At 61.6% G+C, this 14392-nt stretch carries 13 protein-coding genes; 12 read left to right on the top strand and 1 reads right to left on the bottom strand.

The window, feature by feature from the left end:
- Positions 1 to 85: 85 nt before the first annotated feature.
- Complete coding sequence (locus EV669_RS01010; RefSeq protein ID WP_054286576.1) at positions 86 to 1066, bottom strand: malate dehydrogenase; 981 nt, start codon at positions 1064 to 1066, stop codon at positions 86 to 88.
- Between the two features lie 199 nt (positions 1067 to 1265).
- Between EV669_RS01010 and EV669_RS01015 the strand changes: the two genes are divergently transcribed.
- The 12 genes from EV669_RS01015 (at position 1266) to sucC (ending at position 14369) form a co-directional block, all read left to right on the top strand.
- On the top strand, positions 1266 to 2003 hold the full coding sequence (locus tag EV669_RS01015; protein WP_132097652.1) for a GntR family transcriptional regulator: 738 nt from the start codon (positions 1266 to 1268) through the stop codon (positions 2001 to 2003).
- A gap of 203 nt (positions 2004 to 2206) precedes the next feature.
- Positions 2207 to 2581, top strand: a complete 375-nt coding sequence (gene sdhC, locus EV669_RS01020) for a succinate dehydrogenase, cytochrome b556 subunit (RefSeq protein WP_054286578.1) — start codon at positions 2207 to 2209, stop codon at positions 2579 to 2581.
- Positions 2575 to 2919: a succinate dehydrogenase, hydrophobic membrane anchor protein gene (gene sdhD, locus EV669_RS01025; protein ID WP_054286579.1), complete on the top strand. Its 345-nt coding sequence runs from the start codon at positions 2575 to 2577 to the stop codon at positions 2917 to 2919. The genes sdhC and sdhD overlap by 7 nt, the downstream gene beginning before the upstream one ends.
- Positions 2919 to 4685, top strand: a complete 1767-nt coding sequence (sdhA, locus tag EV669_RS01030; protein ID WP_132097653.1) for a succinate dehydrogenase flavoprotein subunit — start codon at positions 2919 to 2921, stop codon at positions 4683 to 4685. Before sdhD ends, sdhA begins: the two co-directional genes overlap by 1 nt.
- A 22-nt stretch (positions 4686 to 4707) precedes the next feature.
- Positions 4708 to 5412, top strand: a complete 705-nt coding sequence (locus EV669_RS01035) for a succinate dehydrogenase iron-sulfur subunit (RefSeq protein WP_054286581.1) — start codon at positions 4708 to 4710, stop codon at positions 5410 to 5412.
- A complete protein-coding gene (locus tag EV669_RS01040; RefSeq protein ID WP_054286582.1) occupies positions 5409 to 5657 on the top strand; it encodes an FAD assembly factor SdhE in 249 nt (82 codons plus the stop codon). Before EV669_RS01035 ends, EV669_RS01040 begins: the two co-directional genes overlap by 4 nt.
- Positions 5658 to 5725: 68 nt before the next feature.
- A complete protein-coding gene (gene gltA / locus EV669_RS01045; RefSeq protein ID WP_054286583.1) occupies positions 5726 to 7015 on the top strand; it encodes a citrate synthase in 1290 nt (429 codons plus the stop codon).
- Positions 7016 to 7186: 171 nt separating this feature from the next.
- Positions 7187 to 10015, top strand: coding sequence for a 2-oxoglutarate dehydrogenase E1 component (locus EV669_RS01050; protein WP_132097654.1), 2829 nt, complete (start codon positions 7187 to 7189; stop codon positions 10013 to 10015).
- 58 nt (positions 10016 to 10073) lie between these two features.
- The gene (gene odhB, locus EV669_RS01055) at positions 10074 to 11369 is read left to right on the top strand and encodes a 2-oxoglutarate dehydrogenase complex dihydrolipoyllysine-residue succinyltransferase (RefSeq protein ID WP_132097655.1); all 1296 of its coding nucleotides are present in this window, start codon (positions 10074 to 10076) and stop codon (positions 11367 to 11369) included.
- Between the two features lie 57 nt (positions 11370 to 11426).
- On the top strand, positions 11427 to 11606 hold the full coding sequence (locus tag EV669_RS01060) for a hypothetical protein (protein WP_132097656.1): 180 nt from the start codon (positions 11427 to 11429) through the stop codon (positions 11604 to 11606).
- 9 nt (positions 11607 to 11615) lie between these two features.
- Positions 11616 to 13049: a dihydrolipoyl dehydrogenase gene (gene lpdA, locus EV669_RS01065; protein WP_132097657.1), complete on the top strand. Its 1434-nt coding sequence runs from the start codon at positions 11616 to 11618 to the stop codon at positions 13047 to 13049.
- A 147-nt stretch (positions 13050 to 13196) separates the two neighbouring features.
- Positions 13197 to 14369: an ADP-forming succinate--CoA ligase subunit beta gene (gene sucC, locus EV669_RS01070; RefSeq protein WP_054286588.1), complete on the top strand. Its 1173-nt coding sequence runs from the start codon at positions 13197 to 13199 to the stop codon at positions 14367 to 14369.
- Positions 14370 to 14392: the final 23 nt, after the last annotated feature.

A 14392-nucleotide genomic window follows, 5' to 3' on the forward strand; every position in this document is an offset into this window, starting at 1 on the left:
AATAATTAAATGCAAATATAGATCTGCAACTTGATTAAACACAAAAAGCGCACCCGTCGGTGCGCTTTTCTGAAAAGATGCGGACTCAGCCCAGGAGGTGGGCAACGCCTGCGCGCTCTTCCTCAAGCTCGGCCAGCGTCAGGTTCATGCGCTCACGGCTGAACTCGTCGATTTCCAGGCCTTGTACGATCTGATATTGGCCATTCTCGCATACCACCGGGAAGCCGTACATCACGCCTTCCGGGATGCCATAGGAACCATCAGAAGGAATACCCATGGTCACCCACTTGCCATTGGTGCCCAGCACCCAGTCGCGGATGTGGTCGATGGCGGCGTTGGCAGCCGAGGCCGCAGAGGAAAGCCCGCGCGCCTCAATGATCGCAGCGCCGCGCTTGCCCACGGTAGGCAGGAATACGTCGCGATTCCAGGCATCGTCGTTGATCATGGCCTTCACACTTTGGCCATCAATGGTGGCGAAGCGGTAGTCGGCGTACATGGTCGGCGAATGGTTGCCCCATACGGCCAGCTTCTCGATCGACGATACCGGTTTGCCGGTCTTGGCAGCGATTTGCGAGAGGGCGCGGTTGTGGTCCAGACGCAACATGGCCGTGAAGTTTTTCGGATCCAGGTCCGGAGCGCTCTTCATGGCGATGTAGGCATTGGTATTGGCCGGGTTGCCCACCACCAGCACTTTCACGTCGCGGGCGGCGTGGTCATTCAGCGCCTTGCCCTGTACGGTAAAGATGGCGCCATTGGCTTCCAGCAGGTCCTTGCGCTCCATGCCCTTGCTACGCGGACGGGCGCCTACCAGCAGAGCGATGTTGGCATCTTTGAAAGCCACGTTCGGATCGTCGGTTGCAACCATGCCGGCCAGGAGTGGGAAGGCGCAGTCTTCCAGTTCCATCATCACACCTTTGACGGCAGCCTGGGCCTGCGGCAGATCCAGAAGCTGCAGGATCACGGGCTGGTCTTTGCCCAGCATTTCACCACTGGCAATGCGGAACAGCAGGCTGTAACCGATCTGGCCGGCGGCTCCGGTGACAGCAACGCGTACGGGGGCTTTCATGTTCAGGCTTCTCCTTGGGTAGAAACGGACCATCGGAAACGCAGGGTTTCCTTTTTGAAAGGTACCTGAAGAGTGTAGCACGCCCCCAAAGCCTTGTGCGGGCTGTTGCGATGCATCATGGACTTCAGGGAAAAATTGTTTTGTGTCTTATATAAGACTTGGGTTTACGCCCATGGGCGATTAGTGATAAAACGTCAACATGATCCGCTCCCAGCTGCGACGACAGCCTTTATACACTCAGATCAAGACGCTGCTTTCGCAGCGAATTGGCGAGGGCGCATGGCAGCCCAACGAGATGCTGCCCAGCGAGTGGGAGCTGGCCGAGGAGCTGGGTGTAAGCCAAGGCACGGTGCGCAAGGCGCTCACCGAGATGGTGACCGAAGGCATGCTGTACCGTCAGCAGGGCAAGGGCACCTTCGTGGCCGATGTGATGGGTGACTGGGCCGGGCCGGGCATGGTCCCTGCCGGCCTGTTTCGCAGCCGACTGGAACTGCCGGCGGCCGAACTCCTCGGGTGCTCACGCGTCAACGCGCCTGACGAGTTGGCCGAAGCCCTGGGATTGAAGCGCGGGGCCGCACTGGTACGGGTGCGCCAGCTGTGGCGGCTGCAGGCCGAAGCGCTGGCTGTTGATGACGCCTATTTGCCGGCCGAACGCATCGAGGGCCTGGATGCCAAGCTGGTGCGGCAGTCCGGCGGGAGCGTCTACAACGCACTTCACCGGCATTACGCGGTCCGCCCCGTTCTCGTGCAGGAGCAGTTGCGCGCGGTGCCGCTGCCGCGAGAGGAAGGCGTGCTGCTGGGGGTGGCAGAAGGGGTGCCGGTATTGTCCATCACCCGTCTGACCGCCTCGCTGCAGGGTGAGCCGGTGGAGTGGCGCCAGCGTTACTGCCTGACGCGCACGATGGCTTATGTTCCAGATCATGGTCGCGTAGCCTGAAACGGCGCTTTCGGGAATCAGCGCAGCCAGGGGCGGCAGGTTTTGTTAAAATCTTCCAGTCATATTGCGCCTGCAGCATGGGCGAGATGGCAGCAGGCGGGCCCATACACGCTTGTCAAAAAGGCGTGGTGCGGCCCAGGTGGCTTCCCAGTGCGGGAAGCCGGGTTACAACGACTTGGTCAAACGCATTCCAAGGAAGCCATATGCAGAAGCAACGACCCAAGCACCTGGATCTGGCCAAAATCAGACTGCCCGTACCGGGCATCGTTTCGATTTTGCACCGGGTCAGCGGTGTGGCGCTGTTCCTTTCCCTTCCCCTCCTCATCTATCTGCTGCAAGGCTCGCTGAGCTCGGCGGAAGACTTCGAACGCTACCGTGCCATGGTTGGCCATCCGCTGATGAAGCTGGTGCTGATTGGTCTGTTGTGGGCGCTCCTGCATCACCTCTGTGCCGGTATCCGTTTCCTTTTCCTTGACATCCATAAAGGTCTGGAACTGCAGACTGCGCGCGCCACTGCCAAGGCCGTCCTCGTCGTCAGTCTGGTCCTGACTGCCGTTCTGGGGGTGCTGGTATGGTAAATCGCATTGTTGTCGGGGCCCATTATGGGGTGCGCGACTGGATCATGCAGCGCATCACCGCCGTGCTGATGCTGGTATACGCGGTGGCGCTGGTGCTGTTTGTACTGGCCCTGCCGTCGGGCTACGAATCGTGGAAGGCGCTGTTCAGTCAAGGCTGGGTGCGCATCCTGACGGTCATCACCTATCTTGGCGTCGTACTGCATGCCTGGGTGGGCATGCGTGACGTGTGGATGGACTACATCAAGCCGGCGGGTATTCGCCTGACGATGCATGTGCTGACCATCCTCTGGCTGACCGGCTGTTTCTTCTATTCAATCAAGGTTGTTTGGGGGCTGTAATGAGCGTACCCGTTCGTCGTTTTGATGCTGTAATCGTTGGCGGCGGTGGCGCTGGTCTGCGTGCCGCCCTGCAACTTTCCGAAGCGGGTCTGAACACCGCTGTCCTGTCCAAGGTTTTCCCTACTCGCTCGCATACCGTGGCAGCACAGGGTGGCATCTCCGCCTCGCTGGGTAACGTTCAGGAAGACCGCTGGGAATGGCATATGTACGACACCGTGAAGGGGTCGGACTGGCTGGGCGACCAGGATGCGATCGAATTCATGTGCCGCAAGGCGCCCGAGGCCGTGATCGAGCTTGAACACTTCGGCATGCCGTTCGACCGGCTGGAAAACGGCAAGATCTACCAGCGCCCTTTCGGTGGCCATACCCAGAACAATGGCAAAACCCCCGTGCAGCGCGCCTGTGCCGCGGCCGACCGTACTGGTCACGCCATGCTGCACACCCTGTACCAGCGCAACGTGCGTGCCAACACCCAGTTCTTCGTCGAGTGGATGGCGCTGGACCTCATCCGCGACAGTGAAGGCGATGTGGTGGGCGTGACCGCGCTGGAAATGGAAACCGGCGAAATCTTCATCCTGCATGCTAAGGCAGTCCTGTTTGCTACGGGTGGTGCAGGCCGCATCTATGCCGCTTCCACCAACGCCTTCATCAACACCGGTGACGGTCTGGGCATGTGCGTGCGTGCTGGCATTCCGCTGGAAGACATGGAGTTCTGGCAGTTCCATCCCACAGGCGTGGCGGGCGCGGGCGTGCTCATCACCGAAGGCGTACGCGGCGAGGGTGGCATCCTGCTGAACTCCAATGGCGAGCGCTTCATGGAGCGTTATGCGCCCAACCTGAAGGACCTTGCTCCTCGCGACTTCGTGTCCCGTTCCATGGAGCTGGAAGTGCTCGAAGGCCGTGGCTGTGGTCCGAACAAGGATTACGTGCTGCTCAAGCTGGACCACCTGGGTCCGGACATCATCAAGCAGCGCCTGCCGGGCATCCGCGAGATCGCCATGAAGTTTGCCGGCGTGGACCCGATCAAGGATCCGATTCCGGTCATCCCGACCTGCCATTACATGATGGGTGGTATTCCTACCAACTACCGTGGCGAGGTGGTGGTACCCAAGGGCGATGAACCGGAAAGCCGCGTGAATGGCTTCTATGCCGCAGGCGAGTGCGCATGTGCCTCGGTGCACGGTGCCAACCGTCTGGGGACCAACTCGCTGCTGGACCTGGTGGTGTTCGGCAAGTCGGCCGGCGACCACATGATCCAGTTCATCAAGAACGAGATGCCGACCTGGAAAGAGTTGCCGGCCGATGCCGCCGACCGTTCGCTGGCCCGTGTGGCGCGTCTGGATGGTCAGACCGGTGGCGAGGAAGTGCCGGAAGTGCGTGCGGCGATGCAGCGCACCGTCCAGTCGCGGGCCGGCGTGTTCCGCAATTCGGCCAACCTCCAGCAGGGTGTGGAAGAGATCAAGCAGGTTGCAGAACGAGTGAAGCGTACCCAGATCAAGGACAAGTCCAAGGTCTTCAACACCGCACGGGTGGAGGCGCTGGAACTGGACAACCTGATCGAGGTGGCCGTGGCCACGCTGATCTCCGCCGAGGCACGCAAGGAATCGCGCGGTGCCCACGCCCATGACGATTACCAGCACCGTGACGACGACAACTGGATGAAGCACACGCTCTACTATGGGGAAACCCGCCAGCTGACGTACAAGCCGGTGCACACCAAGCCGCTGTCGGTGGACTACATCCCGCCGAAAGAACGTACCTTCTGATCGCGGCCCGGAGACAAAACCTATGCGAAAAGTTCGTTTCTCGGTCTACCGGTACAACCCCGAGACCGATGCCAAGCCCTACATGCAGGACTATGAGATCGAAGTCGGCCCGAATGACGTGAAGCTGCTCGATGTCATCGTCAAGCTCAAGGCCCAGGACGACACCCTGGCGTTCCGTCGTTCCTGCCGCGAAGGCATCTGCGGTTCCGATGCGATGAACATCAACGGCAAGAACGGCCTGGCCTGCATCACCAACATTGCCGATCTGGCCGAGCCGATCACGCTGCGCCCCTTGCCGGGCCTGCCGGTGATCCGCGACCTGATCGTGGACATGACCCAGTTCTTCAAGCAGTACCACTCGATCAAGCCGTACGTGGTCAACGATACGCCGCCGCCCGAGCGCGAGCGCCTGCAGTCGCCCGAAGACCGCAAGGAGCTCGACGGTCTGTACGAGTGTATCCTGTGTGCCTGCTGTTCGACGTCGTGCCCGTCGTTCTGGTGGAATCCGGACAAGTTCGTTGGCCCGGCCGGCCTGCTTGCGGCCTACCGCTTCATCGCCGATACCCGCGACGAAGCCACCAATGAACGTCTGGACAACCTTGAGGACCCGTACCGCTTGTTCCGGTGCCACACCATCATGAACTGCGTGGACGTGTGTCCGAAAGGTCTGAACCCGACGCGCGCCATCGGCAAGATCAAGGACCTCCTTGTCCGGCGTGCGGTATGACCCCGATCGATCCGGTTGAATTGAAACGGATCCGCTGGCGCTCGCGCCGGGGGCTGCTCGAACTGGACCTGGTGCTGGAACGCTTTCTGGCCCAGCGGTTCGATGCGCTGTCTCCGGCGCAGCTTGCTGCGTATCGGGAACTGCTGGATCTGCCCGACAACGACTTTCTGGATATCGTCAACGGCAAGGCCGACCTCGACGACGCCGCCCAGATGGAAATCGTCGGCATCCTGCGGGCAATCTGACGGAAACGTCTGCAACACAACAACACACAACGACTACAACGACCACAAACCAGACTGGGAGTATTGCTGTGGAAACCAACCGCAAAGTGACACTCACTTACAACGAGGGCAAGGACACCCTGGACCTGCCGGTGCTTGGTGGCACCCTGGGTCCGGATGTCGTGGACATCCGTGCGTTTTCCAAGACCGGCATGTTCACCTTCGACCCGGGCTTTCTGGCAACCGCCAGCTGCGAATCCAAGATCACCTTCATCGACGGTGACCAGGGCCAGCTCTACTACCGCGGCTATCCGATCGAACAGCTGGCCGAGGAGTCGGACTACCTCGAGACTTGCTACATCCTGATGTACGGTGAGCTGCCAACGCCGGAAGAAAAGAAACAGTTCCAGCACACCATCATGCACCACACCATGGTGCACGAGCAGCTGACCAGCTTCTTCAAGGGCTTCCGCCGCGACTCGCACCCGATGGCGATGATGGTAGGGGTGGTGGGCGCACTGTCGGCGTTCTATCAGGACAGCCTCGACATCTCCAATCCCGAGCACCGCAAGGTGGCGATGTATCGCCTGATCTCCAAGATCCCGACGATCGCGGCCATGTGCTACCGCTACTCGATCGGCGCGCCATTCATGTATCCGCGCAACGACCTCTCGTACACCGCCAACTTCATGCACATGATGTTCGCCACCCCGTGCGAGAACTATGAGCCGAACCCGGTTCTGGTGCAGGCGCTGGACCGCATCCTCATCCTGCATGCCGATCACGAGCAGAACGCTTCGACTTCGACGGTTCGCCTGGCCGGCTCTTCGGGTGCAAACCCGTTCGCGTGTATCGCCGCAGGCATCGCATGCCTGTGGGGCCCGGCGCACGGTGGCGCCAACGAGGCCGTGCTGAAGATGCTGGACGAGATCGGTGACGAGTCCAACATCGAGGAGTTCATTCAAGGCGTGAAGGACAAGCGTTACCGCCTGATGGGCTTTGGCCACCGCGTGTACAAGAACATGGACCCGCGCGCCAGCATCATGCGCCGCACCTGCCATGATGTGCTCAGCGAGCTGGGCCTGCAGGACGATCCGAAGTTCAAGCTGGCCATGCGCCTAGAGAAAATCGCCCTGGAAGACCCGTACTTCGTGGAGCGCAAGCTGTACCCGAACGTGGACTTCTACTCGGGCATCGTGCTCTCCGCGCTGGGCATCCCGGTGTCGATGTTCACCGTGATTTTCGCACTGGCACGCACCGTGGGCTGGATCAGTCACTGGAACGAGATGATCTCCGATCCGCAGCAGAAGATCGGCCGTCCGCGCCAGCTGTACACCGGTGCAGGTCGCCGCGATTACGTACCGGTCGACAAGCGCTGATCGGGTAGGACAAGGTTGGCCGAAGCGTGCTTCGGCCAACCTTTTGCCCGCCCAGGCGGGATACAGAAGACAGTAAGACAGTCGTGCCAGAGAGGTGCGGCAATGGAAAGCCGGGTTCATTGCCGCAACGCTTTAGTAACGCTGCACCAGCAGACAACAAAGGGTCGAACAATGATGCAAGCCATGTACAGCCATTCCTACCTGTTCGGTGGGAATGCACCGTTCATCGAGGAGCTGTACGAGCAGTACCTCGCTGATCCCAATGCCGTGCCGGTCGAGTGGCGCGACTATTTCGACAAGCTCGCCCAGGCACCGGGTGCGGCCGAGCGCGACGTACCGCACCAGCCCATCCAGGAGTCCTTCGTCCAGCTGGCCAAGAAGCCGCTGACCGGTCAGCGCGTCAGCACCGTAGCCGAGTGGGAATCCATGCAGAAGCAGGTAGGCGTGCTCAAGCTGGTTTCCGCCTACCGCGTGCTCGGCTCGCGCCAAGCCAATCTGGACCCACTCAAGCGCATGGATCAGGCCACGATGGCCGAGCTCGATCCGGCGTCCCACGGTTTGTCCGACGCCGACATGGCGGTGCAGTTCTATGTTGGCTCGCTGGTCGGTCCGCAGAAGCTGCCGCTCTCCGACATCCTGGCCCGCCTGAAGCAGACGTACTGCGGCAACATCGGCCTCGAGTACATGCACATTACCAGTTCGGACGAGAAGCACTGGATCCAGCAGCGCTTCGAGGGCGATCTCTCTACCCCGCGCTACGACGCCGAGAAAAAGAAGCGCATCCTCAAGCAGATCACCGCAGCTGAAACGCTCGAACGCTACCTGCACACCAAGTACGTGGGTCAGAAGCGCTTCTCCCTGGAGGGCGGGGAGAGCACCATCGCCGCGCTCGACCACCTGATCCAGAACGCCACCTCGCACGGCGTGGAAGAACTGATCATTGGCATGGCCCACCGTGGCCGCCTCAACGTGCTGGTCAATACGCTGGGTAAGCAGCCGCGAGACCTCTTCGCCGAGTTCGAAGGCAAGCCCACCATGGAGCTGGCCTCGGGCGACGTGAAGTACCACATGGGCTTCTCCAGCGACATTCCGACGCCGCATGGCCCGATGCACGTGTCGCTCGCCTTCAACCCGTCGCACCTTGAGATCGTCAACCCCGTGGTCGAAGGTTCCGTGCGCGCCCGTCAGCAGCGCCGCAAGGATGCCGAACGCAAGACGGTGATCCCGGTCCTGTTACATGGCGACTCCGCCTTTGCCGGTCTGGGCGTCAACCAAGGCACCTTCAACCTGTCGCAGACGCGGGGTTACGGTACCGGCGGTACCATCCACATCGTGATCAACAACCAAGTGGGCTTCACCACCTCGGATACGCGCGACATGCGCTCCACGCTGTACTGCACCGATGTGGCCAAGATGGTGGAAGCGCCCATCTTCCACGTGAACGGCGATGATCCGGAGGCAGTCTGCTATGTGATGCAGGCTGCGCTCGAATACCGCATGCAGTTCAAGAAGGATGTGGTCATCGACCTCGTCTGCTATCGCAAGCTCGGCCACAACGAAGGCGACGATCCCTTCCTTACCCAGCCGATGATGTACAAGAAAATCGCCAAGCATGCGGGTGTGCGCGCCATGTATGCCGAGCGTCTGGTGGGCGAAGGCATTCTCAAGGCCGAAGAGGCGGACAGTCTGATTCGTGCCTACCGCGATGCGCTGGACAAGGGCGAGCATGTCGAGCAGACCGTGCTTACCAACTATCGGCGTGAGCACGCACTGGACTGGTCGCAGTACATGGGCACCCATTGGGCGCACCCGACCGAAACCTGCCTGCCACAGGCAGACATCCAGCGCCTGACTGAGAAGTTCACCTCTGTGCCCGAAGGCTTCAAGCTGCACCCGACGGTGGAAAAGGTGATGAATGCCCGTCGCGCCATGGCTGCCGGCGAGCAGAACGCCGACTGGGGGATGGCCGAAACGCTGGCGTATGCCTCGCTGGTGACCAATGGTTTTGGCGTGCGCATTTCTGGTGAAGATTCGGGCCGCGGCACCTTCTCGCATCGTCATGCGGTGGTGCACGACCAGAACCGCGAGCGCTGGGACCAAGGTGCCTATGTGCCGCTGCGCAATCTCTCGGAAAACCAGGGCGACTTCCTCGTGATCGACTCGATCCTCAATGAGGAAGCGGTGCTGGCCTACGAATACGGCTATGCCTGCTCGGCCCCCGACCAGCTCGTGATCTGGGAAGCCCAGTTCGGTGACTTCGCCAACGGTGCCCAGGTCGCCATCGACCAGTTCATCTCCTCCGGCGAGACCAAGTGGGGTCGGCTGTGCGGTCTCACCTGCATCCTGCCGCACGGGTATGATGGGCAGGGTCCGGAACACTCCTCGGCCCGCCTGGAGCGCTGGCTGCAACTGTGCGCCGAACACAACATGCAGATCGTGATGCCGTCCGAGGCAGCCCAAATGTTCCACGTGCTGCGCCGCCAGGTGCTGCGCCCCTACCGCAAGCCGCTGGTCATCTTCCTTTCCAAGCGTCTCTTGCGCTACAAGGACGCGATGAGCCCGATCGAGATGTTCACCTCCGGCAGCTTCCGCCCGGTGATCGGCGACAGCGGCAGCACCGATCCGAAGAGGGTGAAGCGTGTGGTACTGTGCGCAGGGCAGGTGTACTACGACCTGTTCAATGCACGCAAGGAACGCGCGCTGGAAGAAGACATCGCCATCGTGCGCGTGGAGCAGCTCTATCCGTTCCCGACCGAGCAGGTGGCTGCTGAGCTGGCGCGCTTCCCGAACGCGAAGGAAGTGATGTGGGTGCAGGAAGAGCCGCGCAACCAGGGCGCCTGGTACCAGATCCGCCATCGCCTGGAAGGCCTGCTCAACGCCAAGCAAACCCTGCTGTTCGCCGGCCGCCCGTCGTCCGCCTCGCCGGCTGTCGGCTATATGAGCAAGCACGTGGCCCAGCTCAAGGCTTTCCTCGAAGAAGCCATGTCGGTATCCAAATAACCCAGTGCCCTGACCAACGACGGGGCGGCGGAACCGCGCCCCGCAACCGGAGACGAACATGTTGATTGAAGTCAAAGTCCCCCAGCTGCCGGAATCGGTATCGGAAGCCACGCTGATGGCGTGGCACAAGAAGGAAGGCGAATACGTCGAGCGCGACGAGAACCTGATCGATCTGGAAACCGACAAGGTGGTGCTGGAACTGCCGGCCCCGCAGGCAGGCGTACTGGTGAAGATCATCGAACAGGACGGCACCACCGTGACCTCCGGCCAGCTGATCGCCCAGATTGATACCGAAGCCAAGGCCGGTGCCAAGGGTAGTAATGCCGAGGCCAGCCCCGCTGATGCCGCAGGCGCCACCCCGGCCGACACCCCGGCCCAGGCTGCCGCGGAAGTGGCTGCCCAGGCCGGCAATCCGCAGGTCATGGCCATGCCGGCTGCCGCCAAGCTGGCTGCCGAGACAGGCGTCAACCTCAATGAAGTGCCGGGCACCGGCCGCGACGGACGCGTGCTCAAGGAAGACGTGCAGAACGCTACCAGCAAGCCCGCCAGCGCTCCCAAGCAGGCTGGCCCGGTCGCCGCTGCGCCCGTCGTGCAAGGCGGTACTGCACTGGCCAGCACCCCGGCTGCCGTGAACGTGGGCGCCATCACTGGTGACCGCCCGGAACAGCGGGTGCCGATGAGCCGTCTGCGCCAGCGCGTGGCGGAACGTCTGCTGATGAGCCAGCAGCAGAACGCCATCCTCACCACCTTCAACGAAGTCAACATGAAGCCGGTGATGGACCTGCGTGCCAAGTACAAGGAAAAGTTCGAGAAGGAACATGGCGTGAAGCTGGGCTTCATGTCCTTCTTCGTGAAGGCTGCGGTCGCGGCCCTGAAGAAGTTCCCGATCGTGAACGCCTCGGTGGACGGCAACGACATCATCTATCACGGCTACTACGACATCGGCATCGCCGTGGGCAGCCCGCGTGGCCTGGTTGTGCCCATCCTGCGCAATGCAGACCAGATGTCCATCGCCGAGATCGAGAAGCAGATCGCCGACTTCGCTGTGAAGGCGCGTGATGGCAAGCTGGCGCTCGAGGACCTCTCCGGGGGCACCTTCTCCATCACCAATGGCGGTACCTTCGGCTCGATGATGTCCACTCCGATCATCAACCCGCCGCAGTCGGCCATCCTGGGCATGCATGCCACCAAGGACCGTGCCGTGGTCGAAAACGGTCAGGTGGTAGTGCGTCCGATGATGTATCTGGCGCTGTCCTACGACCACCGCATCATCGATGGCCGCGAAGCCGTACTGACGTTGGTGACGATCAAGGACCTGCTGGAAGATCCGGCCCGCCTGATCCTCGACCTTTAATTCTTACTTGCGGGAACGGTCATTCCGTTCCCGCCATTGCTTACGACAGGAAGTGAAATGTCCAATACGCTTTACGGGCTCGCGGCCATTCTGGCTGCCTTTGCGCTGCTGTTCCTGAGCTGGAAGAAGCGCGAGAGGGGGTTGGCCGAAGGCCTGTACGTGCGGGTGGGCAAGATCATCCTGGCGCTGTTCATGTTCGGTTTTGGCGTGCTGCTGCTCAAGAGCGGCCACGCCTGAGGAATTTCCATGAGCCAACAATTCGATGTGGTAGTGATCGGTGGCGGCCCCGGCGGTTATGTGGCCGCCATCCGTGCGGCCCAGCTGGGTTTCGCCACGGCATGCATTGACGCCTTCAAGAATCCCGAAGGCCAGCCCTCGCTGGGGGGTACCTGCCTGAACGTGGGGTGCATCCCCTCCAAGGCCCTGCTGCAGTCGTCCGAGAACTTCCACGCCGTCCAGCACGACTTTGCCAAGCACGGCATCAGCGTCGAAGGGGCGCAGATGGACGTGGCCAAGATGCTGGAGCGCAAGAACGGCATTATCGCCAAGAACGCCGGCGGGATCGCTTTCCTGTTCAAGAAGAACAAGGTGGCGAACATTCATGGTCTGGGCGCGCTCAAGGGCCGCCAGGGTGACAAGTGGGTGATCGAGGTCAGTAACGATGGCGCCGTGGTGGATACCCTGGAAGCCACGCATGTGATCGTGGCCACCGGCTCCAATCCGCGCCAGCTGCCCGGCCTGCCCACTGACAACCAGCTGGTGCTCGACAACGCTGGCGCCCTGGCGCTCACCGCCGTGCCCAAACGTCTGGGCATCATCGGCGCAGGGGTGATCGGTCTGGAGATGGGGTCGGTGTGGAAGCGTCTGGGCGCGGAAGTGACCGTGCTCGAGGCCATGCCCACCTTCCTCGCAGCAGCAGACCAGCAGATCGCCAAGGAAGCCTTCAAGACCCTGACCAAGGACACCGGGCTCGACATCAAGCTGGGTGTGAAGATCGGCGAGGTCAAGACCGGTGCCGACAGCGTTTCCGTCAGCTATGAGCTCAACGGCGAGGCCACCACGACAGAATTCGACAAGCTGATCGTTTCCATCGGCCGCATCCCCAACACGCAGGGGCTGGGTGCCGAGGCGGTGGGGCTGGCGCTGGACGAGCGTGGCTTCGTCGTTGTCGACGATCACTGCCGAACCAACCTGCCCAACGTCTGGGCAATCGGCGACGTGGTGCGTGGCCCGATGCTGGCACACAAGGCCTCCGAAGAGGGCGTGGCTGTAGCCGAGCGCCTCGCCGGCCAAAAGCCGCATGTCGACTTTGCCACTATCCCCTGGGTGATCTATACCAGTCCGGAGATTGCCTGGGTGGGCAAGACCGAAGAGCAGCTTAAGGCCGAAGGGGTAGAGTACAAGAAGGGGACTTCCAGCTTTGCCGCCAATGGCCGCGCCTTGGGCCTGGGTCAGGCACAAGGCATGGTCAAGCTCCTGGCTTGCGCCAAGACTGACCGCATCCTCGGGGTGCACATGATCGGCCCGATGGTCTCCGAGCTGATTAGTGAGGCGGTGGTGGCCATGGAGTTCAAGGCGTCCAGCGAGGATATCGCCCGCATCGTGCATGCGCATCCGACGCTGAGCGAAGTCACCCACGAAGCTGCACTGGCCGCCGACAAGCGCGCGCTGCACGGCTGAGAATCCGCCCGGGCCGGGCAACCTGCCCGGGCGTGTCAGCCATGCCCGTACCTTCCAGATAAAAAAACGTTGGCCGAACCGGGCAGCGGCCGACCCTCAAGGATTGTCGTCACTGGCAGTCTGTTGTCCCACAAAAGGAAACCATAGATGAACCTGCACGAATACCAAGCGAAAGAGCTGCTGGCCAAATACGGCCTGCCGGTGCAACAGGGCATTCTGGCCACCACGCCGGAAGAAGCCGCAGCGGCCTACGACAAGCTGGGCGGCAAGTTTGCCGTCGTCAAGGCCCAGGTCCATGCGGGCGGCCGCGGCAAGGCCGGCGGCGTGAAGGTGGTAAAGAGTCGCGAGGAAGCCGCCGAGGTAGCCAAGACGCTGATCGGCACCAACCTCGTGACCTACCAGACCGACGCCAACGGCCAGCCGGTCAACAGCGTGCTCGTGTGCGAGGACATGTATCCGGTACAGCGTGAGCTCTATCTGGGCGCCGTGGTGGACCGCGGCACCCAGCGCGTGGTGTTCATGGCGTCCACCGAGGGTGGGGTAGAGATCGAGAAGGTTGCGGAAGAGACCCCCGAGAAGATCATCAAGGTCGAAGTGAACCCGCTGGTGGGTATGCAGCCCTATCAGGCACGTGATGTCGCCTTCGCACTGGGTCTGACCGGCAACCAGGTGGGTGCCTTCACCAAGCTGATGCTGGGTGCATATGAAGCCTTCGTTTCCAACGACTTCGCCCTGTTCGAAGTGAACCCGCTGGCCATCCGCGAGAACGGCGATCTGGCGTGCGTGGATGCGAAAATCAACCTCGACTCCAACGCCCTCTACCGTCATCCCGAACTGCTGGCTCAGCGCGACAAGAGCCAGGAGAACGAGCGCGAGGTGAAGGCCTCCGAATTCGACCTGAACTACGTGGCCCTGGAAGGCAACATCGGTTGCATGGTAAACGGCGCCGGTCTGGCCATGGCCACCATGGACATCATCAAGCTCAAGGGCGGTCAGCCGGCCAACTTCCTGGACGTGGGCGGCGGAGCCACCAAGGAGCGCGTGATCGAAGCCTTCAAGCTGATCCTGGCCGACACCTCGGTGCAGGGCGTGCTGATCAACATTTTCGGCGGGATCGTCCGTTGCGACATGATTGCCGAAGCCATCATCGCTGCAGTGAAGGAAGTCAATGTGACTGTTCCGGTCGTGGTGCGCCTGGAAGGCAACAACGCCGAACTGGGCGCCAAGCTGCTGGACGAGTCCGGCCTGAAGCTGGTTTCCGCACAAGGTCTGAACGATGCAGCCGAGAAGATCGTTGCTGCCGTCAAGGCCGCTGCCTGAACACCGCACTGAGCGAAGGAATA

Source organism: Gulbenkiania mobilis (assembly GCA_004346645.1).
Lineage (GTDB): Bacteria > Pseudomonadota > Gammaproteobacteria > Burkholderiales > Chromobacteriaceae > Gulbenkiania > Gulbenkiania mobilis.

Excerpts from the sequence above, each read along its gene's own strand:
- sdhA (WP_132097653.1), top strand. The coding sequence starts at position 2,919 with ATGAGCGTACCCGTTCGTCGTTTTGATGCTGTAATCGTTGGCGGCGGT.
- EV669_RS01050 (WP_132097654.1), top strand. The coding sequence starts at position 7,187 with ATGATGCAAGCCATGTACAGCCATTCCTACCTGTTCGGTGGGAATGCA.
- EV669_RS01015 (WP_132097652.1), top strand. The coding sequence starts at position 1,266 with ATGATCCGCTCCCAGCTGCGACGACAGCCTTTATACACTCAGATCAAG.
- EV669_RS01010 (WP_054286576.1), bottom strand. The coding sequence starts at position 1,066 with ATGAAAGCCCCCGTACGCGTTGCTGTCACCGGAGCCGCCGGCCAGATC.
- EV669_RS01035 (WP_054286581.1), top strand. The coding sequence starts at position 4,708 with ATGCGAAAAGTTCGTTTCTCGGTCTACCGGTACAACCCCGAGACCGAT.
- EV669_RS01040 (WP_054286582.1), top strand. The coding sequence starts at position 5,409 with ATGACCCCGATCGATCCGGTTGAATTGAAACGGATCCGCTGGCGCTCG.
- lpdA (WP_132097657.1), top strand. The coding sequence starts at position 11,616 with ATGAGCCAACAATTCGATGTGGTAGTGATCGGTGGCGGCCCCGGCGGT.
- sdhC (WP_054286578.1), top strand. The coding sequence starts at position 2,207 with ATGCAGAAGCAACGACCCAAGCACCTGGATCTGGCCAAAATCAGACTG.
- odhB (WP_132097655.1), top strand. The coding sequence starts at position 10,074 with ATGTTGATTGAAGTCAAAGTCCCCCAGCTGCCGGAATCGGTATCGGAA.
- EV669_RS01060 (WP_132097656.1), top strand. The coding sequence starts at position 11,427 with ATGTCCAATACGCTTTACGGGCTCGCGGCCATTCTGGCTGCCTTTGCG.
- sucC (WP_054286588.1), top strand. The coding sequence starts at position 13,197 with ATGAACCTGCACGAATACCAAGCGAAAGAGCTGCTGGCCAAATACGGC.
- sdhD (WP_054286579.1), top strand. The coding sequence starts at position 2,575 with ATGGTAAATCGCATTGTTGTCGGGGCCCATTATGGGGTGCGCGACTGG.